Origin of the sequence: Acinetobacter sp. AS23, assembly GCF_023612055.1 — a bacterium.
Classification (GTDB): domain Bacteria; phylum Pseudomonadota; class Gammaproteobacteria; order Pseudomonadales; family Moraxellaceae; genus Acinetobacter; species Acinetobacter oleivorans.
On record NZ_CP082274.1, the window covers coordinates 532,365 to 555,841 of the forward strand.

Here is a 23,477-nt window from a genome sequence, read left to right on the forward strand (position 1 = left end):
ATTTTATGGCTCAAACGCAAAGTATAGTTAATTCAACGTTAAAGAAATTATCAAAAATAGGTTTGTACGGAAAAAAAGTCACTTCGGCTACCGCTGCAATTACTGAAGGTTTTTATTTAGTTTATCGACACGGCCTTTATAAAGATCCTAATAATCCGGTCAATACACGCTATGTTCAATATTTTTGCCGCCGTTTATGTCAGGTTTTCAACTTAGATGTAGAAGTACACGGAACAATTCCTCGAGAACCTGCCTTATGGGTAAGTAATCATATTTCTTGGCTAGATGTTGCTGTTTTAGGTTCAGGAGCCCGTGTTTTCTTTCTTGCTAAAGCTGAAATTGAAAATTGGCCCATTTTAGGCAATCTAGCTAAAGGTGGTGGAACTTTATTTATTAAGCGTGGATCTGGTGATTCCGTTAAAATTCGTGAACAAATTACCGAATTCTTAAAACAAAATATTCCTGTATTGTTTTTCCCAGAAGCGACCACTACAGATGGACATTCTGTTAAGAAAGTACATGGTCGTTTGCTCGGTGCTGCTATTGAGGCTCAACGCCCAGTACAGGTATGTTTAATTTGTTATGTAAACCGTCATGGACAATTAGATACAGTTGCGCCATTCATTGGCGACATGTCATTTGCTGAACATATTCAACGCGTACTTGAAATGCCGAAAGTAACTGCTCATCTATTAACTTTGCCTCCAATTTCAGTGGAAGGGCATGATGTGAAGAGTTTAACGCGTGAAGTTCAAGAAAAAATGGTAGAAGGTTTGGCTCAACTACATCAGAAAGTACTTAAGCCAAAAAATTAATTACATAAAGCCTTCAAGTGGCAGCCATGAAAGAAATTTCATGCCTGCTTTTTGCCACCATTTCATCTCGGGTTCTTGTTTATAAATTAAAGGACCATTAGGCGTTTCTTGCTGCCAATAAATATGATTGTTAGCGTCGAGCTTTAACTTATAAGCATATTTATTTAAATTTTCGTCCATCGTATGGTGAATTGTCTTAGCCAGCGATGGACTATCTAAAATTACGCCAATTTCAGTATTTAAATAAGCTGAGCGTGGATCAAAATTAAATGAGCCAATAAAAACCTGTTCATCTAATGCCATCAGTTTAGTATGTAAGCTTGAGCGGCTTAATCCTTTCATGTTTACTTTTGCTTTAGTGGCAAGCTCATCTGTATTTTTATTTAAATCTCTTTTATCTGGTGTAGGTAAAAATTCATAAAGTTGTACGCCGTTTTTAAGCAGTTCTTTACGGTACTTTCCATAAAATGCATGTACAACGGCAACATCATTTGCTTTAAACGAGTTAGTTAGAACGCGTACTTCCACACCTTCTTTAGCAAGCGTGCTTAAAATTTTAGCGCCTTGTTTTTCAGGAATAAAATAAGCTGAAATTAAATCTACATTACTTTCTGGTTTTTCCAGATGGTTAATTAACTGGAAATTTAAGTGCTCTTCTTTTTTTGCCTTTGATTTAATTTTATCAGGCGAGTCTTTAACAACTTCTGCTTTAACCCAGTCGAATTGAATATTGTGATTTAACCATTTATCAAATGCATGTGATTTTGCAGTTAAATTTAGAAAGTTTTGAACAGTTGCTTGTTGGTAGTGAGCTTCGAGTTGCTCTTTTAATCCTTCATAGCGTAGACGATGTTGCTCTGGACTTACGATACTTTGAACTGAATATGCATACTCATGATTCCAGTAGTCATCAAAAGAATTCACAATGTCATCAACAGCAGCACCGACCAACATCACGTCAACATCAGAAAATTGATAGCTATCGCTTACATTATAATATTGATTGGTCATGTTACGTCCGCCAATAAGAGCAACCTCATTATCGGCAATAAAACTTTTATTGTGCATGCGACGATTGATACGTTTTAAATCAAGCACCATATCCATCGCACGATATTTGCGGAAACGGTAGGGATTAAAAAGCTTAACTTCAATATTTTTATGCTGAGAAAGGGCGAGTAAGATCCCTTCCATTTTTTTTGCATTATTGTCATCAATAAGAAGTCGGACTTTTACCCCGCGATCAGCTGCTCGAATAATGGCATGTAAAGCTAAAGCTCCAACTTTGTCATTATCCCAAATGTAATATTGTAAATCTAAAGTCTTTTCAGCTTTATCAATTAATCTTAGGCGGGCTGCTAGAGCCTCCAATGGATCATTTAAGACGTGGTAACCCGTTAGTTTTGGGTTTTGCTGACGTAAGGGAGTAATAATTTGAGCAAGTGAAGTCTCTGATGTGTCGATATCATTTGCATATTCTAATGGCTCAACACCATGTTTTGGCAGAGTACTACATCCTGTCAAACCCACAGCAAAACTAGAACATAGGACTATAGAGGCTTTTATCAAAAAGCTTCTAGCTTGTTGATTCGTTTGAAGCTGTTTGGAATGAGAGGATTGTGCCATAATCAGTACATACGATAACGTGAGCTAGAGTATAATTCGTGCATATTGAAAGATAAATATTGAATTTGATTACTAGCAATCAATAGAAGATAAGTCGAGAGTCGTAATGTGGAATCCAAATTCAATTATTTTTTGTTTTTACTTTATATTTTCAATACTTGCTCTATGGGGAATTTCTGAGGCTTGGATTCATCAATCTCGGACCGAGACGATTCATCCATTTAAAGCTTTTGTGCATTTACTCGCATTTTATCTCTCTTATCTACTTATTCCTCTCTGGTTTTTTAATTTATATGCTGCTTGGATTGGTTACTACTCAATTCACCAAGGTATTTTTATCTTTTTCTTAAGTGGTGTTTTAATTTATGCCCGATTTATTGAACCTCATCTAGTCCGTGTCGATACTCATCAATATCGCTTAAATCCAGATCGTAGTTTTAATAAGCCAGTCAAAGTAGCCCTAATTGCAGATTTACATATTGGTTTATTTTCAGGGCATGAACGTCAACTCAAAACCATAGTTAGAAAATTAAATGAACAGCAACCGGATTTAGTGGTTGTGGCTGGTGACTGGACATATGAACCAGAAGAACGACTAATTGAAGAGTTAAGTGTTTTAAAAGAAATTCAGGCGCCTGTTTACTCTGTTCCTGGAAATCATGATGAGCAATATCCTGGCCCACCGATTCAACAATTATTAAAAGATGCTTTATTTTATAATGAAGTTGTTGATATTGAAGGGAAAGTAGTTGATTTTGAAGAATTCCGTCTGATTGGTATTGGTGATCTCTGGGCTGGAAAAACCGATATGCGTTCCATGCCAGATTTACCTCAAGACAAACCCTGGTTAATTTTGTCTCATAATCCAGATACAGTCGATATGGTACCTAAATTACCGAATCGTCCATTAATGTTATCAGGACACACACATGGAGGGCAGGTGGAGCTCCCATGGCTGACTAACTATATTATGAAAAAAGTATCAATTTTAGGTCACAAACGTGGATTTTACTCTCACGAACATGCGGATGTTTTTGTTACCGTTGGCACAGGAATGGTCGGAATTCCTTTACGTTTTAGAGTGCCGCCAACCATTGATATTATTGAGTTAGTTTAAAATAAAAAAGCCAATCACAGAGGATTGGCTTTTTTATGAATTAAAGTTACTTATGGAATAACGACAATTGCAACACGTCTGTTAATCGCACGATTTTCATTGGTTGTATTTGGAACATAAGGTTGTGTTGAACCACGACCAATCACGTAGATATTTTCTTTTTTAAATCCACGAGCTAAAAAAAGGTTTGCTACACTTTGTGCACGCTCTTCAGACAGCTTTTGATTATAAGCAGCATCGCCAACATCATCAGTATGACCTACAATTTTCAATTTATTTAGATCATATTTATTCAATTGATTTGCTAGACGTACTAACTCAGCTTCATGACTTTGTTTTAACTCTGCATTATTAAAGTCAAATAACAAACGTTCTGGTAAACCTAAAGTCCATCCTTCATCGGTAAGAACGAAACCTTCTTTTTTGAGCAATTTTACCTGACGATATTTTAATGGACCAAAACTCAGGCACCCTGCAAGAGTAATGCATAGCAATGCAATAAAGGAGAGTTTTAGAGATCTTGTATTCATAGATTAGCCTAAATTTAATTTTCAGGTTTATAGATAAACCAGTGTTCATCCGAAGTTTTAGCCTTATACATTGCTTGGTCTGCTTGCATAATGAAATCTTCGGGGCTAGATGCAAATTGTGATAAAGCAATACCTACACTAAAACTGAAGTAAATCGTTTGACCATTCAGATGCAAAGGTTCTTTACAGCTTTCGAGTAAATTTTCAGCAATAGATATTAAATGATCAGCATGACTAATGGAATGCAAAATGACAGCAAATTCGTCGCCGCCTAATCGTGCAATAAAATCTTGATGACGTAGACGGGTTTGCAGACGATTCGCCATTTCTTTTAAAACTTCATCTCCAGCTAAATGGCCGAATTGGTCATTAATTGCTTTGAAGTTGTTGTTATCTATAAATAATAACGCAGACTTGTTATCAAAACCCTTATCTTCAAACATGTCTAAGAGAATCTGATAAAAATAATGTCTATTAGGCAATAAAGTGAGTTGGTCATGGTGAGCCTGAAAGGATAATTTACGATTCTCCTTTTGTAGCTGGTTATCCCATATCTGAATTTCTTCAAGTAACTCGTTAAAAACGGTATTTAAATCTTGAAATTCTTTAATTCGATTATAAGGAAAACGAAGATTATAAGCTTTTTGTTCACTTACAATTTGAGCAATATTCGTAAGTGGATAAATAGCTTGCATAATTTGACGATAAGTTAAGTTTACTGACCACCACAAAGCGCAAACAATAAACAACATCGCAATTGCCAGCCCTACCATAATCATTTTGAGGAACTGCAATATTTTTTCAGAACTACCAAAAAGCGTGAGTTCACCTACATTCTGCTCGTGATGATAAATTGTAAGATGAACGGGTTCATTCAGAAACCAATGATCAAACCAACCCTCTAAAATTGAAGTCTGACTTGATAATTTAAAACTTTGTGCAATTAAATGATGTTCTGAATCATAAATATGAATAGTACGAATTGAATGGTCATTCGTATATTCATTCAAAATTTGCTCAATCGTAATTTTGTCATTAAATACAACTGCAGGCTGAATACGCTCTAGTAGCGTATGGCTAAGCAATTGCAAATTTTGTTTGGCGTAAGTTTCCATTGTAAAAACAGAAATCGACACAAACGTAAAAGAGCAGATAAAGAAAGTAATTGCAAAGATAGTAAATTGAGATTTTCTAAATAATGCATGCAATGAAGTGGATTGATACAACTTTGATATCATAATCCTTACTCCGCATTCTTAGCCAAGAGCAATACTCTCGGATCAATATGAACTTTGGAGTGACTTAAAGCATCTAAATTAACTTTAAAGGTAGTGTAATTATTTTGATTATATAAACAAAAGATACTTCCAATTTCGCACTCTGGATTATTAATGCTTAAAGAAAGTAAAGAACGGTAAGGATAGTTCTGAATAAGGCTTTGTTGTTGTTGGGGCGAAGTCGTAGAAAAATAAACGGCCTGACAATGTGACCGAGCAAAATCTTTCGCGTTTACAGTTTGAACACGATAATTATAAGACATTTGCTGGATATAAGATTGAAACGTAGATGTAATAGAGGGATTATCAATAATACAAAGAGTAGGAGTATTTACATTCTCCCACTTACTGTAGCTTAGAATAGATAAAGTAAGCACATAGAAGTTATGTTTTGAATTGGCATAACAAGGCCCACTCGTAGCAAACACTACAAGTATGCAAACAAATACTTTTTTAGCGAACTGCCACATGGTGAGTTAATGCCAAACTATTGCACGAATAATCTATTCTACATGAAGTTGATAAAGTAAAAAAAGTTTAATATCTCATCTAAAGTTGACCAAAAAGGCTAAAAAACGAACATGTAGTAATATTAAATTAAAAAAAGGGTTGTCAAAGGTTATTAATGGTCTATAATGCACATCCATCGGCGGTGATGCAGATAAGAACTTGTTGAAAAACAGTTACTTGGAATTAGATTGGTTACTTTAAGTGATGAATTTGATGAGAAGTTGGTTTTGAGATTAAGTTTTAAAAATATCGAAATTACCTGTTGACTTTTAAGAGATTAAGAGTAATATAGCCGACCTAGCTTGCTGGTGACGAACCAGGAAGAAGATCATTAAGAGAATTGAAGAACAACTTGTGTGGATTTTTACTGATTGATTGATCGAAATATTATCATTGATTGATTGGTTTAAATTACTCGAAGTTTATTTGAGCGAAATTTAAGTCAGAAAATTGATGAGCCAGAATTGGCACCTTGTCTTTAATAAGGTGCAAAATGATTTTTAACTGAAGAGTTTGATCATGGCTCAGATTGAACGCTGGCGGCAGGCTTAACACATGCAAGTCGAGCGGGGTGATGGTGCTTGCACTATCACTTAGCGGCGGACGGGTGAGTAATGCTTAGGAATCTGCCTATTAGTGGGGGACAACATTTCGAAAGGAATGCTAATACCGCATACGTCCTACGGGAGAAAGCAGGGGATCTTCGGACCTTGCGCTAATAGATGAGCCTAAGTCGGATTAGCTAGTTGGTGGGGTAAAGGCCTACCAAGGCGACGATCTGTAGCGGGTCTGAGAGGATGATCCGCCACACTGGGACTGAGACACGGCCCAGACTCCTACGGGAGGCAGCAGTGGGGAATATTGGACAATGGGCGGAAGCCTGATCCAGCCATGCCGCGTGTGTGAAGAAGGCCTTATGGTTGTAAAGCACTTTAAGCGAGGAGGAGGCTACTCTAGTTAATACCTAGGGATAGTGGACGTTACTCGCAGAATAAGCACCGGCTAACTCTGTGCCAGCAGCCGCGGTAATACAGAGGGTGCAAGCGTTAATCGGATTTACTGGGCGTAAAGCGCGCGTAGGCGGCTAATTAAGTCAAATGTGAAATCCCCGAGCTTAACTTGGGAATTGCATTCGATACTGGTTAGCTAGAGTGTGGGAGAGGATGGTAGAATTCCAGGTGTAGCGGTGAAATGCGTAGAGATCTGGAGGAATACCGATGGCGAAGGCAGCCATCTGGCCTAACACTGACGCTGAGGTGCGAAAGCATGGGGAGCAAACAGGATTAGATACCCTGGTAGTCCATGCCGTAAACGATGTCTACTAGCCGTTGGGGCCTTTGAGGCTTTAGTGGCGCAGCTAACGCGATAAGTAGACCGCCTGGGGAGTACGGTCGCAAGACTAAAACTCAAATGAATTGACGGGGGCCCGCACAAGCGGTGGAGCATGTGGTTTAATTCGATGCAACGCGAAGAACCTTACCTGGCCTTGACATAGTAAGAACTTTCCAGAGATGGATTGGTGCCTTCGGGAACTTACATACAGGTGCTGCATGGCTGTCGTCAGCTCGTGTCGTGAGATGTTGGGTTAAGTCCCGCAACGAGCGCAACCCTTTTCCTTATTTGCCAGCGAGTAATGTCGGGAACTTTAAGGATACTGCCAGTGACAAACTGGAGGAAGGCGGGGACGACGTCAAGTCATCATGGCCCTTACGGCCAGGGCTACACACGTGCTACAATGGTCGGTACAAAGGGTTGCTACCTAGCGATAGGATGCTAATCTCAAAAAGCCGATCGTAGTCCGGATTGGAGTCTGCAACTCGACTCCATGAAGTCGGAATCGCTAGTAATCGCGGATCAGAATGCCGCGGTGAATACGTTCCCGGGCCTTGTACACACCGCCCGTCACACCATGGGAGTTTGTTGCACCAGAAGTAGCTAGCCTAACTGCAAAGAGGGCGGTTACCACGGTGTGGCCGATGACTGGGGTGAAGTCGTAACAAGGTAGCCGTAGGGGAACCTGCGGCTGGATCACCTCCTTAACGAAAGATTGACGATTGGTAAGAATCCACAACAAGTTGTTCTTCATAGATGTATCTGAGGGTCTGTAGCTCAGTTGGTTAGAGCACACGCTTGATAAGCGTGGGGTCACAAGTTCAAGTCTTGTCAGACCCACCATGACTTTGACTGGTTGAAGTTATAGATAAAAGATACATGACTGATGATGTAAGCTGGGGACTTAGCTTAGTTGGTAGAGCGCCTGCTTTGCACGCAGGAGGTCAGGAGTTCGACTCTCCTAGTCTCCACCAGAACTTAAGAGAAGTTCGGATTACAGAAATTAGTAAATAGAGATTTAGATCTTGGTTTATTAACTTCTGTGATTTAAGTATCACGGTATTAAGCATGACCTGACGAAGGCGTGTTTATTCATTAACAGATTGGCAAAATTGAGTCTGAAATAAATTGTTCACTCAAGAGTTTAGATTAAGCAATTAATCTAGATGAATTGAGAACTAGCAAATTAACTGAATCAAGCGTTTTGGTATATGAATTTAGATTGAAGCTGTACAGTGTTTAAGTACACGGACAACAGATAGTAGCGATGAAGAATCGCACGGACAACACTCACTTGTAAGTGTTGACGACTGTTTGGGGTTGTATAGTCAAGTAATTAAGTGCATGTGGTGGATGCCTTGGCAGTCAGAGGCGATGAAAGACGTAATAGCCTGCGATAAGCTCCGGGGAGGCGGCAAATATCCTTTGATCCGGAGATTTCTGAATGGGGGAACCCACCTACTTTAAGGTAGGTATTGCAACATGAATACATAGTGTTGCAAGGCGAACGAGGGGAAGTGAAACATCTCAGTACCCTTAGGAAAAGAAATCAATTGAGATTCCCTTAGTAGCGGCGAGCGAACGGGGATCAGCCCATTAAGTTATGTGTGTTTTAGTGGAACGCTCTGGGAAGTGCGAACGTAGAGGGTGATATTCCCGTACACGAAAGGGCACACATAATGATGACGAGTAGGGCGAGGCACGTGAAACCTTGTCTGAATATGGGGGGACCATCCTCCAAGGCTAAATACTCCTGACTGACCGATAGTGAACCAGTACCGTGAGGGAAAGGCGAAAAGAACCCCTGTGAGGGGAGTGAAATAGATCCTGAAACCGCATGCATACAAGCAGTGGGAGCCGACTTGTTCGGTGACTGCGTACCTTTTGTATAATGGGTCAGCGACTTATATTCAGTAGCGAGGTTAACCGTATAGGGGAGCCGTAGAGAAATCGAGTCTTAATAGGGCGTTTAGTTGCTGGGTATAGACCCGAAACCAGGCGATCTATCCATGAGCAGGTTGAAGGTTGGGTAACACTAACTGGAGGACCGAACCCACTGTCGTTGAAAAGCCAGGGGATGACTTGTGGATAGGGGTGAAAGGCTAATCAAGCCTGGTGATAGCTGGTTCTCCCCGAAAGCTATTTAGGTAGCGCCTCGGACGAATACCATAGGGGGTAGAGCACTGTTTCGGCTAGGGGGTCATCCCGACTTACCAAACCGATGCAAACTCCGAATACCTATGAGTACTATCCGGGAGACAGACTGCGGGTGCTAACGTCCGTAGTCAAGAGGAAAACAATCCAGACCGCCAGCTAAGGCCCCAAAATCATAGTTAAGTGGGAAACGATGTGGGAAGGCATAGACAGCTAGGAGGTTGGCTTAGAAGCAGCCACCCTTTAAAGAAAGCGTAATAGCTCACTAGTCGAGTCGGCCTGCGCGGAAGATGTAACGGGGCTAAAACTATGTGCCGAAGCTGCGGATTTGACTTTTAGTCAAGTGGTAGGGGAGCGTTCTGTAAGCCGATGAAGGTGTATTGAGAAGTATGCTGGAGGTATCAGAAGTGCGAATGCTGACGTGAGTAACGACAAAACGGGTGAAAAACCCGTTCGCCGAAAGACCAAGGGTTCCAGTCCAACGTTAATCGGGGCTGGGTGAGTCGACCCCTAAGGCGAGGCCGAAAGGCGTAGTCGATGGGAAATTGGTTAATATTCCAATACTTCTGTGTAATGCGATGAGAGGACGGAGAAGGTTAAGTCAGCCTGGCGTTGGTTGTCCAGGTGGAAGGAAGTAGGCATGCATCTTAGGCAAATCCGGGGTGCTCTATGCTGAGATCTGATAGCAAGCTGTACTTGTACAGCGAAGTGGCTGATACCATGCTTCCAGGAAAAGTCTCTAAGCTTCAGTTACACAGGAATCGTACCCGAAACCGACACAGGTGGTCAGGTCGAGTAGACCAAGGCGCTTGAGAGAACTCTGCTGAAGGAACTAGGCAAAATGGTACCGTAACTTCGGGAGAAGGTACGCTGCTGACGGTGATGACCCTTGCGGTCTGAGCTATTGGCAGCCACAGAAACCAGGCCGCTGCAACTGTTTATTAAAAACATAGCACTCTGCAAACACGAAAGTGGACGTATAGGGTGTGATGCCTGCCCGGTGCTGGAAGGTTAATTGATGGGGTTAGCGTAAGCGAAGCTCTTGATCGAAGCCCCAGTAAACGGCGGCCGTAACTATAACGGTCCTAAGGTAGCGAAATTCCTTGTCGGGTAAGTTCCGACCTGCACGAATGGCATAATGATGGCGGCGCTGTCTCCAGCAGAGGCTCAGTGAAATCGAAATCGCTGTGAAGATGCAGTGTACCCGCGGCTAGACGGAAAGACCCCGTGAACCTTTACTGCAGCTTGACATTGAACTTTGACCTTACTTGTGTAGGATAGGTGGGAGGCTTTGAAGTTGGAACGCTAGTTCCAATGGAGCCGTCCTTGAAATACCACCCTGGTAATGTTGAGGTTCTAACTCTGCCCCGTAATCCGGGGCGAGGACCATGTCTGGTGGGTAGTTTGACTGGGGCGGTCTCCTCCTAAAGAGTAACGGAGGAGTACGAAGGTGCGCTCAGCGTGGTCGGAAATCACGCGTAGAGTATAAAGGCAAAAGCGCGCTTAACTGCGAGACCCACAAGTCGAGCAGGTACGAAAGTAGGTCTTAGTGATCCGGTGGTTCTGTATGGAAGGGCCATCGCTCAACGGATAAAAGGTACTCTGGGGATAACAGGCTGATACCGCCCAAGAGTTCATATCGACGGCGGTGTTTGGCACCTCGATGTCGGCTCATCTCATCCTGGGGCTGAAGCAGGTCCCAAGGGTATGGCTGTTCGCCATTTAAAGAGGTACGCGAGCTGGGTTTAGAACGTCGTGAGACAGTTCGGTCCCTATCTACCGTGGGCGCTGGAAATTTGAGAGGATCTGCTCCTAGTACGAGAGGACCAGAGTGGACGAACCTCTGGTGTACCGGTTGTGACGCCAGTCGCATCGCCGGGTAGCTATGTTCGGAAGGGATAACCGCTGAAAGCATCTAAGCGGGAAGCCTACCTCAAGATAAGATTTCCCTAGGACTTTATGTCCTCTAAAGAGCCGTTCGAGACTAGGACGTTGATAGGTTGGATGTGGAAGCATAGTGATATGTGAAGCTGACCAATACTAATTGCTCGTGAGGCTTGACTATACAACACCCAAGCAGTTGTATATAAAGCATCAATCGATTCATTAATATGCAAAGCAACTTGATTTAGTTATACGCTTAGCTAAAATGAACAAATAAAGTAAGATTCAATCAGCCCATCTGTAAAGATTTGGAAAACGCATCGGCACATTAAGACCAATGCAAGTATCCATACCAGTTGTGCTGGCGACCATAGCAAGAGTGAACCACCTGATCCCTTCCCGAACTCAGAAGTGAAACCTCTTAGCGCTGATGGTAGTGTGGGGTTTCCCATGTGAGAGTAAGTCATCGCCAGCTCATTATTCTAACACCCCGGTCTCGAAAGAAACCGGGGTGTTTTTTTTTGCATGTATGAATTGAATTAATGAAAACAATTTAATGTATAGAAGAGCCAGATTTTTATTAAGGGAACTCTTCTAAATTGATTATTTCAACTGTCTACGAGCATGTTTTAAAGCAGTGCGAAGACCTTCTTCTAGAGTAGGGTGATAGAAAGGCTTCTCCAGAATATCATTTAAAGTCAATTCTTCACCTATTATCCAGCTTAATAAATGAGCCATATGTTCTGTTGCTTCTGTAAATAATTCAGCACCAAGAAGTTTTTGACTTCCTTTTTCTATATAAACCTCAATCGCACCTCTGTTTTTCCCAAGAACTATAGCTCTTCCTTGCCGTTCATAAGAGGCTTCGCCTGTAATAAAGTCTATACTATTGTCTTTTAGTTGTTTATAACTTTGCCCCACGATCGCCATTTCAGGATGACTGAATACAATTCCTAATGGAGTAAGCATCTTAACTGAATTAACCTGTGGATAATTCAAACAGTTATAAACAACTTTTTTCCCTTCATGTGCCGCCTCATGTTGCAGTGGTGTTGAGGTATAAGCATCACCAACAACAAAAATTGGATATGTGTCTAACTGCTTGGTTTTTGCATTTATAGGTAATAACTTAATATCTTTAAAAGAGTTATCAATATTTTCTAGTTTTAAAGTATCAATTAAACTTGTACGGCCTGTTGCTGCTAAAACATATTCAACTTTGAGAGTTTTCTCTATTTCATTAAGTTGGTAAGTTAATACAACGTTTTCTTCACTGCATTTAACTTCATTTGGTAGAGTTTCGAATAGAATTTTTAACTCTTTGCCTAGCTCTTTTTGTGCAAGTTGTTGAAGCCTAGAACTAGTAAGTACTCCAATTCGTTTACTACGAGCAAAGATTGTAGTTTCTACACCTAAACGATGCATTGCTTGAGCAATCTCAAGAGCAATCACACCACTTCCAATGACAGCGATAGATTTAGGTAGCGTTTTTAACTCAAATATTTGATCTGTTGTTATAAGCCGATTACCAAGTTCTTTCTTCCAGGTTTGATCATAATTAGGAGTTGAACCGACAGCGAGAATAAAACTTTTTGATTGATACTGTTGCCCATTAACTTCTACAGTTTGTGAATCAATAAAATGTGCTTTACCAGAAATTTTATGTTCTGCAGGCCATTGCTCTACATCTTTTAATGTTGCTTGTGTAAAACGATCACGTAAAGTTTGTACGTGCTGCATCACTTGATTTGTATTAATTTTTGCAGATACATCCAAAGCAACCTCTTGAGCATTTTGAATGTCAAACATACGGTTTGCTGTAGAGATAAGGACTTTACTTGGCATGCAGCCTACACGAGCACAAGTGGTATCCCATGGTCCATCATTTATAATTAAAATATTGTTGGTATGTTTAATGGCTTCTTTATATGCGCTAATACCAGCAGTACCTGCGCCAATGATAATAATATCGAACATTGTCATTAAGCTATTTTAATAGATATCTAGAATATATAGAAAAACCCTCTTGAACAGAGGGTTTGGCTCTAATTATTTAGCTTTAAAATGTAAATTTTTGCATAAAAGGTGTTTTTAAAGTGGTTGAAACAGTCCCATTTTGATTAATAGATTGACCTTCAATGCTGATACCATTAATGACATGCTTAAAGTTTAATGTAGTTCCATTCGGAGATTGTTTAAAAGTGAAAATATTTGGTCCTTCTAAATAAATACTGCCATTAAATTTTTGTGCATTCGTTGTTGGAGATTGATTCTCAACGCGACTTCCTTCAATACCAGTAATACTTGGTAGACTCAATACTTGATTACCACTGAGTTTCACTTGATATGTCGCATTGTTCGTATTGCCTGGAGTAGAGTTCACAATAAATGAAATTGGTTCTGCAAAAGGAACATTTGGGTTATCATTAATAAGTACGTTGAAACCAGAACCACTCTGAACTACGTAGAGATCACCATCAGTTGATGTATTATCTTTATATACACTCATTGCACCAGTAGTAACTTCTTTTTCAGTCGGTTGAGCTGTATCTGGATCTTGAACAATAGTCGATGTAGTGATTTTATAATCACTTGTTGTTGAATTAATTAATACGAATCTTTTTTGCTTAGTTTGTTCAAGTCCCCATGACTGTTGGAATGGATACGCAAAGGCTCCGGTAATTGTTACATCTTGGAAGTTTTTATCATTATTTTCATTTTGAAAAATATAAATTCTAGTATTTGATTGATAGTCCTCTAAATTTGGAGACGTATTGTCATTCGCCAGTTTAATATTTTTTAAATCGTCTGCTGTAATATCAAAGTCCCAGTCACTATATCCAGTGAGTAAACTTTTAATTTCTTCACCTTTGAATACATAGCAGGCGCGGTAGTCTGTAGTACTTTTAATAAAGCATTTATCACGATAGTGGTCGGGGTACTTGGTAAGATCTACTTTGCGAATATCCAAGGTTAACTTGAGTGGACCTTGAGCGAAGGTATCTAGTGCGTGATCAATGTAACCTTTTGATAGTTTTTCATCGTTAAGATCATAGGCGCCAAACAAATATTTTCCTTCTTGCTTTACGCTATTTAAAACAGAAGTGGCCAACTCTTGATCTGTTGATGGTGTGGTTGGTGTTGTTGTAGAGCCAGAACCTGAATTTTGGTTATAGTAGCCATCACCGCCACCTCCACCACAAGCTGTCAAAAAAGCAGCCAAAGTAATCCCACATACCCCATGAGTAAGTTTCATCATTATCCCCAATTAAAATGATAAGTTATTTAAAATAATTTTTTAGATTTATAAAATAACATATATTTCATGAGGTTGCTCATTATATTTATGAGCAATTAGCTAATTAAATTCTTGTACCCATAGTTACTCCAACCGTAGGTTTTACTTGCATTGAGGAGCATGCTGTAAGAATTAAACAGCTTAAAAGAGCGAATATAAATTTATTCATAAAAATTAATAAATGATTCAAAAAAGATTTAAATACTTTAGATCAATATTATTTTTAGTTCTGTTGAATTCGTGCAGAGATATGCAAAATAAGTTATCAAAAACCCTACTTTAAGGAAGAAATAGGGTTTTATGGAATATTAATTTCTTAAAATTAGTCGTCTAATAAATCCATTTGTTTTGCTAATTGATATAGATTATTTGAACGGTTTCCTGTACGGCAAAACATAAGTACAGGTTTTGGCAACTCATTGTAATGATTTGCAAAAGTACGTACATCGAGTTCCGTAATTTGTCCAGCTACAACAGGTTGATAAACATAGTCTAGACCTACTTGGCGTGCTGCTTCTTCAATTTGAGCACTTGTAGGCTGTTCTGGGCCGCCTTCCATATCTGGTCGATTATTGATAATCGATTTAAATCCTTTTTCTACAACTTGGCCAACATGCTCTGGGCCAATTTGACCTGCGAAACCAACATTATCTGACATTTCGTCACTCCAAAATTTAACAAAACCTCTTATGCTGTATCATAGCATTAAGCTTAACCTGAGATACAAGACACTCTTGTGTTGTTCTGATTGAGAAAGTTATGTCTTATAGCTAAGTTATAAATTTTAAAAACGATCATCGCGCTATTTTAAAATTGGTTATTCATATTCTATTTCAACGGAGCACATATGCACGCTTATACGGTTGAGCCTTTATATGTTCCATGTGGTCAGGAAACGATCGCAGCTGATTTTTATATTCCTAAAACAAATAAGAAATCTGCCGTAATTATTATGGCCCATGGTTTTGCTGCGTTGCGTCAATTTAAACTCATCCAATATGCTCAGCGGTTCGCTCAAGCAGGTTATGCTGTTATTTTGTTTGATTATCGATATTGGGGTGGGAGCACTGGCAAGCCTAGAGAAATGGTCTCAATCAATTCACAATTAGAAGATTGGAAGACCGTTATTCAATATGCTTCGACCTGTAAGCTTGTAGATAACCGAAGGATTGTGCTTTGGGGAACCTCTCTAAGTGGAGGATATACGCTAAGCCTAGCTTCTGAATTAAAGAATATTCAGGCAATCTTAGTACAAATTCCTTATGTAGATGGCGCTGAAACTGCAAAGCTCTATCCTTTGCAACGTTATCCTCAAGCATTGAAGTTATCGAGTCAGGATTATATGGGATCAAAAATGGGGCTTAATCCAAAGAGGTTACCTGTGGTTGATCAACATAATTTATGCTTTATGCCTACAGCTGATAGTTATTATGGCTATCTATCGATTGTGAACCCTGACTATTATTGGAGTGGGGAAGTCCCAGCTCGTGTCTTTTTTAATTTGATGCGATACCGTCCAATTCAGGTTGTCCGTCAGATTAATATTCCGGTTTTATTTATTGCGGCCCAAAAAGATTCACTTATTCCTATTGAGTCCAGTCGCGAAGCCGCGACAAATATTGCACCTTTTGTGAGTTATCATGAGTGGGATATGAAACATTTTGATATCTATCACGGTTCATGGTTTGAAAAAGCAGTGATAACCCAATTAGAATTTTTACATCAGCATATAGGAGTGATGTAAATGATTATTGTATGTGCATCGTGTGGTGCTAAAAACCGAGTTCCGGAAGAAAAACTTCCTGAGCAACCAAGCTGTGGGCAATGTCATCAGCCATTACTACCGCTTGCACCTATTGAACTAAATGAGCAAAATTTTAGTAACTACATCACGAATAGTGATTTACCTATTCTCATAGACTTATGGGCAGAATGGTGCGGACCCTGTAAAATGATGGCTCCACATTTTGCGCAGGTCGCAAAACAGAATCCAGGCGTTATTTTTGCCAAGATTGATACCGAAGAATCTCCTCGCTTGAGCCAAGCTTTTCATGTGAGAAGTATTCCGACACTTGTCTTAATGAATAAAACGACAGAGGTCGCGCGTATTAGCGGTGCATTACGTGCGCCTGAATTGCAGCAGTGGCTCGATCAACAACTTCAAACGAATTTCGGGAGCTAAGGTGTCAGAAGCTTATACCAAACCAGAAGGAATTTTATCCTTACAAACGATTGCCATGCCAGCAGATACAAACTGGAGTGGTGATGTGTTTGGTGGATGGATTGTGTCACAAATGGACTTGGCTGGAGCAATTCACGCAGAACGTTTCAGTCGTGGCCGTTGTGCTACGATTTCCATTAATCAAATGACCTTTTTGGTTCCGGTAAAGGTTGGCTTTGTCATTAGCTGCTATACCAAAATCTTAAAAGTTGGAAATACTTCTATTCAGATGCAAATTGAAGTTTGGGATAGTCATGATGACTCTCGTGAGCCAATACGTATTACTGAAGGAGTCTTTACCTTTGTAGCAGTGGATGTAAAAGGTAATAAGCGTCAAATACCTGAAGAAGCAAGACAAAAGTTTTTAGATGCTCAATAAAACGTAGAAAGCCTGAATATCAGTATTCAGGCTTTAATTTTTAATTTAGATAAAGAAATCATTTTTAGAATTAAAACATCGTATTGGTATTTTTGCTTTGCTCAGGAATATTTTGTATTACATCCCAATGCTCTACGATTTTTCCATTTTCGACACGAAATATATCAATAATCGCTCTACCTCGATCTTTTTCATTTTCAGTCGAATGGACATGTAAAACGACAAGATTACCTTCAGCAATCGCACGTTTAATCTCATTTTTAGCTTGAGGATTCTTTTGGAATTTTTCAGTGAAGAAATTAACGAAAGGTGCTTTACCATCTGGCACATTAGGATTGTGCTGAATGTATTGTTGACCAATATAACGGTCTGCATATTCTTTGACTTTATGTTTTAAAAAGACGCCTTCATAAAAGTCGATGACTATTTTTTTGTTTTGAGTGCTTACTTTATCTATCGCTTCGGATTTGGTCGAAGTTAATTTACTGGTTTTAACGTGAGATTCAGTCGCATGAGTCGTTATTGTTGTACATATTAAACTGGTAAATAAAGAGGAAAGAATCAGTGTTTTTTTCATTTTTAACCTCAAGATACAAAAATAATTTTTATATCTTGAGGCAAATAAAAATCTAAAAGTACTTTAGATTAGTTATTATTTCTTACGTTTCGGTAACCATGCCCACAGCATTTGGCACTGGATTGGTTCATTGCCTGCATCATCAATGACTGTAACCGGAATCACAAGTTCACCTTTCTCATTAGCTGCAATAAACTTTTGCTGTTCAGCAGACAATGTTGCTGTAGCAGTCAAACCGCCTTCAACCACTTTTAAATAATCTACATGCAATGATTTGATTAATAAAATGCGGTTATCAGGAATATGTAAACCCGTTAGAAAACCTGTTGCAGTTTCTGCTAAAAGAGCCATCGCCGCAGCATGGACTCCTTTAATATGATTTTGCATGTTTTTCTGGTTTTCTAAACGGACAGTAACGTGGTTTGAGTCTACTTCCAGATAGCGGATATTTGCTGTACCCACCATTGGCACGATACGACCAAACGCCTTGCTCCAAAGCGTGCTCCGAATACCTTTAGGGAATTTTGAAGTCGCTTTTACCAGTTTTGATAGACGATTGGATTGAGACATGGAATTACCTTAGCTTTGAATGTCACGAAAAGAGATTAATCTTTAAAGTTATTAAACTGTAATGGCACACCAAATTGCTGTTCACGTAAAAAATTCATGACTTGTTGTAAAGTGTCACGCTTTTTATCTGTTACACGAATTTTGTCGCCTTGGATAGAAGATTGCACTTTAACGCCACTTTCTTTAATGGCTTTATTAATTTTTTTTGCAGTATCTGAGTCAAGACCATCTTTAAGTTTAATGACTTGTACAAAATTTTTGCCTGAAGCAGCGGCTTTTTGCGGATCAAGTGCTTGTACATCAATTTTACGTTTATAAAAGTGATTTTCTAACATGTTGTAAACTTGTTCACACTGAAAATCGCTTTCTGTACTTATTTTAATTTCTTTATTTTTTTCGTTTATTTCGACTGAAACATCATGACCACGGAAGTCAAAGCGTGTTGCAATCTCTTTTTGTGTGTTTTGTACAGCATGATTAACCTCAAATAACTCTAATTCAGAGACAATATCGAAAGAAGGCATAGTTTAGACCTTTACAAAGTGAAAGAATATTTGAGATGCTAAGAGGGTTTTCTTCATTTGCCAAGTGTTGTTTACATCAAAGGAGTGCACAATGATCCGTAAACAAGAAATTACAACATTTGAATTCCCAGAAAATGCTGTTATCTGGGATGTCCGTGATACTAATGCTTATGCAGAAGGGCATGTTAAAGGTGCGGTGAATCGCCCGATTAATGATTTGAATGCTGATATTTTGAACCAGGTCTCTGCGGGTCAGCCGATTTATATTTTATGTGGTGGTGGTAGCAAAGCTCCTCGTGCAGCTGAGAAACTAGAAGGATTGGATGCCTCGCGTGAATATGTCGTGCTGATGGGGGGGACACGTGCAGCTCGTGATGCTGGCTTGCCTCTAGAGCAGGGCGCATAAAAAAAAGCACCTTAGGGTGCTTTTTTATTGAAGAGAACTATTGTGGTTTGAAATACGGCTTTTTAGGTTTTACTTTTTTTTGAAATCGTTGCGGATTCAGTTTTTGTAACAAGCTGTCCGGTACTGGGCAAGCCTCTCCTAATATCTGGGCAACTAAGATCTCGCTGCATAACGGAGCAAATAGAAAGCCCTTAGAACCAAGACCCGCAAAAGTAGCAATTCGACTATTCTCAAGCATTTTTCCAACCAGAGGAAAATAATCTAAGCTTTGTGCTCGGATAGATGCACGGCCTTGCCACGTCGAAGTTGATGGTAACTTTTCTGCATATGCAGGGAATACGCTGTGGATTAATTCAAAGTTATGCACATGGTCTTCGGGAAGCACATCTTGATCTTCACGATTTGGGTAAAAAGACGCACCTAAAATTATCTGTGAAGCATCAAGTTGCATGCAATACCCACCATAGCTATAAGCTTCATTTAAAGGTAGGGGAGCAAAAGAATTATTAACCCAGCTCACTTGTCCGCGTATTGGTTTTAACTGTGGATAGCTTTCAAATAAAGCAGCACTTTCCCGAGCACAGCACACAACAACATGGTCTGCTTCAGCAATAACCTCATTACCAGCCTGCAATTGAACTTTATTTTCAAAAGGAACCAGTGCTTTGACATGGGCAATTTTTAGAGCAATTAAAGGGTGTTTCAAAATTTCATCACGTAGTTGATGTGGTGAAACAGAACCCGCTTCGGTCAGTGAAACACTTGAGTATGTAGTTTCAAGTGAGTTTGTTGAATGGGTAACAACATCAGCTGGATATTGATTTACAAGATCGAGAAGTTCATCTGCATTTTTCAATGCGATTTGTTGTATTTGAAGTGGACGGAATGCTTGAAAATTTTTATAAAAATTTAAGGCATGTTGCCAACTTAAAGTCATGAGATGTTCATGGCTTTGTTCAATTGGGCATAGTTTAGGATTAAGCAATGCCAAAGGGTTTCCAGAAGCACCAGATAATGCTTCTGTTTGCTCGTATAAGGTCACTTGGTGCCCGCGTGCTGCAAATGCCCACGCCGTAGTTAAACCTGCTACACCGGCCCCAATTATCGCAATATGCTGCTGTTCTTTACCCAATGACTGAACTTGGTCTAATTGTGAGGATTCATCATCAGATTGAGGTGGATTCCAGATTGCTTTGAGCATTTCCCGTTTATGCCGAAAACCACGTGGACGAGAAATACTAATACCGTGCGCCTTTAGCCCACGTTTTAAAACACCCGCGACACTAAAAGAGGAAAAAGTGCTGCCATAGTCAGAAAGACGAACAATATGGTTTAAAACATTTTGTTCCCATAGCTCTGGATTGCAAGAGGGCGCAAAGCCATCTAAAAACCAAGCATTTACTGCTTTAGTTTTCGCTATGCTTGGGAAAATGTCTTGTGCATCTCCTAGCCATAAGTCGATGCTAAAACGCTCGTTTGGAAAAGTTAAGCGATGACATCCAGCAATAGGGAGCGGATATTGTTCAATTAACTGCTCTGCAAGTGGTTTAAGCTCATCCCAGACATTTAAAGCACGAATAAGGTCAGCTTTACTTAAGGGAAATTTTTCAACACTAATTGCATGTAAATGACTTTGATTGTCTGGACGAACTTGTTGCCAAAGTTGCCAGAGTGCAAGAATGTTTAAACCTGTACCAAAACCGGTTTCTCCTACACTGAAATATTCAAAATCTTTTAAATTGGCTAAGCGTTCTGATAAGTCATTACCATTTAGAAAAACATGTCGTGTTTCAAGTAAGCCATTATCTTTAGAGAAATAGACATCACCAAATTGTTTGGAAATGGGAACCTCGATACCATCGATTAATTCCCAGTCCAGTTCTGCTGTTTGGATACGGTTTGATACGTTCATTGGGTTTAATAGATTGCTTCGATTTACCACTGGCGTCGACGTTTTGTATGGATATAACTAGCGATAAAGAATCCTAGCAATACGCCACCCGCTAAGGTAACAGCACCATATAAAAACATTTGCGCACTACGTTCGCTTTGTAAGACTTGAACCTGAACAGAGAGGCTGTCGTTTTTTAACTGTAGCTCTTGGTTCTGAGCGAGTGCTTCAAGATTGGCATGTTCTAACTGTTTTAAGCGAGATGCCTGATCTTGAACTAAAGCTTTGATTTTCGCATCTTGCTGTTGTTTATTCTTTACGAGTTGTTCAGCTGTAAGTGGCTGAGCAGTAGTAGGTGTTTTTACAACTGTTGGGGCTGTAGGAGCGGGTTTAGCTGCCTGAGTTGAAGGCGCGCTTGGAGGAGATGTTGCTGGTGTTGCAGCAGGTTCAACTGCTCCAGCAGTTGAACATATCAAACACAAGCCAAGAAAGCTTTTGATTGCAGGCTGCATGCGATTACCCTTTTGGAAATGCTTTATTGAACGGTTTTACATCAATATGGGCATAAATGCCTTCTTTGAGAAATGGTTCTTCTTTTAACCATTCATCTAATGCTTCGCGACTGTCGAATTCAACAATCATGGTGCTACCATAGAAGCCTGCTTGTGGATCATTAGGATCTTTTGGCATAGCACCCGCTGTAACAAGGCGGCCTTCGTCATCGAGTTTTTGTAGACGTTCGATATGCTGAGGGCGTACTGCTAAGCGTTTCTCTAAAGTTCCTTCGTTATCGGTACAGCTTAGAACAAAAAAAGGCATGTAATCGTATCTCTATAATCAATCAGGAACCACTTTAAGCGTCTGGTGACTTAAAATGCTTACGTAAAATAATGAACTGAATAATGATAAATGAAAACATCACAATCATGTCACCAAATGCAGTAAATTCGCCCCAATATTTTCCGCCGTGAAATAAAAATGCGAAGAACACATGCAAACAAGACATCACTACAAACATGACTGCCCAGGCGAAGTTTAGATTTTTCCAACCTTTTTCACTTAACTCTAAAATAGGATCAAATAAACGTCGTATGAGTGGCTTACGGTCTTTACCAAACCAAGGTGAAACCAAGAATGCGCCTGCAAAAACCAAATTTAAAATTGCAGCTTTCAGACGAATATAGAAATCATCACTTAGCATGAGCGTGATGCCACCAAAAATCACAGTCATAAACAATACAAACCATTGTTGTTTATCTAGACGGAATTTTTGGAAAACAAATAAGGCACCATATACCACGAGCATTGAAATAATTAGACCAGTAGTTGCTACAAGAATATTATTATTATCTGTACCGCCAGCAGACCCGATCAGTTTAAGTAAAGGATGCTGTGCGTTAGCTGGATCAACTGTTTTATATAAATAGAAGAAAATAATTAATGGAACAAAGTCCAGAAGTGCTTTCATGTTAGAGTATCTGATCAGGTTTGGTGAATGGCATAGTATAAAAGATGCAAGGCATAGATTTACATACACATAGCAATATTTCTGATGGAACTTTGTCTCCGGAATTACTGGTGCAAGCTGCTATTGATGTGAATTTGCATACTTTGGCTTTAACTGATCACGATACAATGGATGGGTTGCAGCGAGCTAGAATTGCTGCGCAAGGACATGATTTAAAAATCATTTCTGGTACGGAAATTTCGAGTCAGTGGTCACGCCCAACAACCAAAAAGAGTTATGGTGTACATATTGTTGCTTTAAACATGCAAGATGAAGCACCAATTTTAGAAGCATTAGAACAACAAAAAAGAGTACGAGCGCAAAGAGCTAAAGTCATTTGTGATTTATTAGAAAAATGTATTGGTTTTCAGATCTATGAAGATGTTCTTGCCAAAGTGGAAAATCAGGCCGATCGAGTGACAAGAACCCATATTGCTAAAACACTGGTCGAGAAGAATGTAGTAACCCGTCCTCAACAAGCATTTGATCGTTTCTTAAAAGAGGGAAGACGTGCCTTTGTTAAGTTCGAAGGGTTAGGATTAAAAGAAACAATTGATGTGATTCATGAAAGTAAAGGGCTGGCGGTTTTAGCACATCCAACTCGTTATGATTTATCTGCAACTAACATTCGATATTTAATTGAGTTGTTTGCAACTTCAGGTGGAGATGCAGTTGAGCTACCTCCACCTATGGAAACGTTATCTACTCGCCAGATGGTTGATCGGATGATTGAGCAATATCAATTAGCTGTATCGATTGGCAGTGACTTTCATGGTGAAAATATGCCATGGATTAAATTGGGAAATACACCTAAACCAACGGCTAATCAGCAAGGTGTTTGGGAGCGTTTTCTCTAATA

General features: G+C 39.6%; 22 protein-coding genes, 2 tRNA genes and 3 rRNA genes. 12 read left to right on the plus strand and 15 right to left on the minus strand.

Going from position 1 to position 23,477, the window contains the following annotated elements; genetic code table 11:
• Positions 1–5 precede the first annotated feature (5 nt).
• Complete coding sequence (locus K6I41_RS02625; protein ID WP_250375150.1) at positions 6–815, plus strand: lysophospholipid acyltransferase family protein; 810 nt, start codon at positions 6–8, stop codon at positions 813–815.
• Here the strand turns inward: K6I41_RS02625 and K6I41_RS02630 are convergent, their stop codons facing one another.
• On the minus strand, positions 816–2,441 hold the full coding sequence (locus tag K6I41_RS02630) for a phospholipase D family protein (RefSeq protein ID WP_004796322.1): 1,626 nt from the start codon (positions 2,439–2,441) through the stop codon (positions 816–818). It lies immediately after the preceding gene.
• Between the two features lie 106 nt (positions 2,442–2,547).
• Here K6I41_RS02630 and K6I41_RS02635 point away from each other — a divergent pair, with 106 nt between their 5' ends.
• A complete protein-coding gene (locus K6I41_RS02635) occupies positions 2,548–3,558 on the plus strand; it encodes a metallophosphoesterase (protein WP_250375151.1) in 1,011 nt (336 codons plus the stop codon).
• Between the two features lie 50 nt (positions 3,559–3,608).
• Here the strand turns inward: K6I41_RS02635 and yfiB are convergent, their stop codons facing one another.
• The 3 genes from yfiB to yfiR are packed head-to-tail and all read right to left on the minus strand — an operon-like array spanning position 3,609 to position 5,835.
• The gene (yfiB, locus tag K6I41_RS02640) at positions 3,609–4,088 is read right to left on the minus strand and encodes an outer membrane lipoprotein YfiB (RefSeq protein WP_004796325.1); all 480 of its coding nucleotides are present in this window, start codon (positions 4,086–4,088) and stop codon (positions 3,609–3,611) included.
• A 14-nt stretch (positions 4,089–4,102) separates the two neighbouring features.
• The gene (dgcN, locus tag K6I41_RS02645) at positions 4,103–5,326 is read right to left on the minus strand and encodes a diguanylate cyclase DgcN/YfiN (RefSeq protein ID WP_004796327.1); all 1,224 of its coding nucleotides are present in this window, start codon (positions 5,324–5,326) and stop codon (positions 4,103–4,105) included.
• 5 nt (positions 5,327–5,331) lie between these two features.
• Positions 5,332–5,835, minus strand: coding sequence for a regulatory sequestration protein YfiR (gene yfiR, locus K6I41_RS02650; RefSeq protein ID WP_004796328.1), 504 nt, complete (start codon positions 5,833–5,835; stop codon positions 5,332–5,334).
• Between the two features lie 541 nt (positions 5,836–6,376).
• Here yfiR and K6I41_RS02655 point away from each other — a divergent pair.
• From K6I41_RS02655 to rrf, 5 genes are all read left to right on the plus strand, one after another.
• Positions 6,377–7,914, plus strand: a 16S ribosomal RNA gene (locus K6I41_RS02655).
• Between the two features lie 59 nt (positions 7,915–7,973).
• Positions 7,974–8,050: transfer RNA gene (locus tag K6I41_RS02660), tRNA-Ile, on the plus strand.
• A 55-nt stretch (positions 8,051–8,105) separates the two neighbouring features.
• Positions 8,106–8,181, plus strand: a tRNA-Ala gene (locus K6I41_RS02665).
• Between the two features lie 352 nt (positions 8,182–8,533).
• Positions 8,534–11,426 (plus strand): 23S ribosomal RNA (locus tag K6I41_RS02670).
• Positions 11,427–11,605: 179 nt separating this feature from the next.
• Positions 11,606–11,720: ribosomal RNA gene (gene rrf / locus K6I41_RS02675) — 5S ribosomal RNA — on the plus strand.
• The 16S, 23S and 5S rRNA genes sit together here with 2 tRNA genes alongside, the layout of an rRNA operon.
• 128 nt (positions 11,721–11,848) lie before the next feature.
• On the opposite strand, the gene K6I41_RS02680 is transcribed toward rrf, so the two are convergent.
• The 4 genes from K6I41_RS02680 to K6I41_RS02690 form a co-directional block, all read right to left on the minus strand.
• Positions 11,849–13,222: a dihydrolipoyl dehydrogenase gene (locus K6I41_RS02680; RefSeq protein WP_250375152.1), complete on the minus strand. Its 1,374-nt coding sequence runs from the start codon at positions 13,220–13,222 to the stop codon at positions 11,849–11,851.
• A gap of 82 nt (positions 13,223–13,304) precedes the next feature.
• Positions 13,305–14,501, minus strand: a complete 1,197-nt coding sequence (locus tag K6I41_RS02685; RefSeq protein ID WP_013196824.1) for a hypothetical protein — start codon at positions 14,499–14,501, stop codon at positions 13,305–13,307.
• Positions 14,502–14,607: 106 nt separating this feature from the next.
• On the minus strand, positions 14,608–14,712 hold the full coding sequence (locus K6I41_RS19215) for a lipoprotein (protein ID WP_371864353.1): 105 nt from the start codon (positions 14,710–14,712) through the stop codon (positions 14,608–14,610).
• Between the two features lie 153 nt (positions 14,713–14,865).
• Complete coding sequence (locus K6I41_RS02690) at positions 14,866–15,201, minus strand: protein tyrosine phosphatase family protein (protein WP_002116083.1); 336 nt, start codon at positions 15,199–15,201, stop codon at positions 14,866–14,868.
• 189 nt (positions 15,202–15,390) lie between these two features.
• Between K6I41_RS02690 and K6I41_RS02695 the strand changes: the two genes are divergently transcribed.
• The 3 genes from K6I41_RS02695 to K6I41_RS02705 are packed head-to-tail and all read left to right on the plus strand — an operon-like array spanning position 15,391 to position 17,143.
• Positions 15,391–16,287 carry an alpha/beta hydrolase gene (locus tag K6I41_RS02695; RefSeq protein ID WP_250375153.1) on the plus strand — a complete coding sequence of 299 codons (897 nt, stop codon included), beginning with the start codon at positions 15,391–15,393 and terminating at the stop codon, positions 16,285–16,287.
• Entirely contained in the window at positions 16,288–16,725 is a 438-nt protein-coding gene (trxC, locus tag K6I41_RS02700; RefSeq protein WP_003655112.1) for a thioredoxin TrxC, read from the plus strand.
• Position 16,726: 1 nt separating this feature from the next.
• Positions 16,727–17,143 (plus strand): acyl-CoA thioesterase, encoded by a 417-nt coding sequence (locus tag K6I41_RS02705; protein ID WP_151822489.1) that lies wholly within the window; start codon positions 16,727–16,729, stop codon positions 17,141–17,143.
• A 70-nt stretch (positions 17,144–17,213) separates the two neighbouring features.
• Here the strand turns inward: K6I41_RS02705 and K6I41_RS02710 are convergent, their stop codons facing one another.
• The 3 genes from K6I41_RS02710 to K6I41_RS02720 form a co-directional block, all read right to left on the minus strand.
• Positions 17,214–17,720, minus strand: a complete 507-nt coding sequence (locus K6I41_RS02710; protein WP_250375154.1) for a nuclear transport factor 2 family protein — start codon at positions 17,718–17,720, stop codon at positions 17,214–17,216.
• A gap of 75 nt (positions 17,721–17,795) precedes the next feature.
• On the minus strand, positions 17,796–18,290 hold the full coding sequence (locus K6I41_RS02715; protein ID WP_004789063.1) for a DUF4442 domain-containing protein: 495 nt from the start codon (positions 18,288–18,290) through the stop codon (positions 17,796–17,798).
• A gap of 35 nt (positions 18,291–18,325) precedes the next feature.
• Complete coding sequence (locus K6I41_RS02720; protein WP_004789065.1) at positions 18,326–18,814, minus strand: YajQ family cyclic di-GMP-binding protein; 489 nt, start codon at positions 18,812–18,814, stop codon at positions 18,326–18,328.
• Positions 18,815–18,905: 91 nt separating this feature from the next.
• Between K6I41_RS02720 and K6I41_RS02725 the strand changes: the two genes are divergently transcribed.
• Positions 18,906–19,220: a rhodanese-like domain-containing protein gene (locus K6I41_RS02725; protein ID WP_002116171.1), complete on the plus strand. Its 315-nt coding sequence runs from the start codon at positions 18,906–18,908 to the stop codon at positions 19,218–19,220.
• Positions 19,221–19,257: 37 nt separating this feature from the next.
• Here K6I41_RS02725 and mnmC read toward each other — a convergent pair whose 3' ends face one another.
• From mnmC to K6I41_RS02745, 4 genes are read right to left on the minus strand one after another with little or no spacing between them, the layout of a single operon-like run.
• Complete coding sequence (mnmC, locus tag K6I41_RS02730; RefSeq protein ID WP_192836100.1) at positions 19,258–21,132, minus strand: bifunctional tRNA (5-methylaminomethyl-2-thiouridine)(34)-methyltransferase MnmC2/FAD-dependent 5-carboxymethylaminomethyl-2-thiouridine(34) oxidoreductase MnmC1; 1,875 nt, start codon at positions 21,130–21,132, stop codon at positions 19,258–19,260.
• 23 nt (positions 21,133–21,155) lie between these two features.
• Positions 21,156–21,623, minus strand: a complete 468-nt coding sequence (locus K6I41_RS02735) for an SH3 domain-containing protein (protein WP_250375155.1) — start codon at positions 21,621–21,623, stop codon at positions 21,156–21,158.
• A gap of 4 nt (positions 21,624–21,627) precedes the next feature.
• Positions 21,628–21,930: a YciI family protein gene (locus K6I41_RS02740; protein ID WP_005309522.1), complete on the minus strand. Its 303-nt coding sequence runs from the start codon at positions 21,928–21,930 to the stop codon at positions 21,628–21,630.
• Between the two features lie 34 nt (positions 21,931–21,964).
• The gene (locus K6I41_RS02745) at positions 21,965–22,579 is read right to left on the minus strand and encodes a septation protein IspZ (RefSeq protein WP_250375156.1); all 615 of its coding nucleotides are present in this window, start codon (positions 22,577–22,579) and stop codon (positions 21,965–21,967) included.
• A 44-nt stretch (positions 22,580–22,623) separates the two neighbouring features.
• Here K6I41_RS02745 and K6I41_RS02750 point away from each other — a divergent pair, with 44 nt between their 5' ends.
• Positions 22,624–23,475 carry a PHP domain-containing protein gene (locus tag K6I41_RS02750; protein WP_111856147.1) on the plus strand — a complete coding sequence of 284 codons (852 nt, stop codon included), beginning with the start codon at positions 22,624–22,626 and terminating at the stop codon, positions 23,473–23,475.
• Positions 23,476–23,477 lie beyond the last annotated feature (2 nt).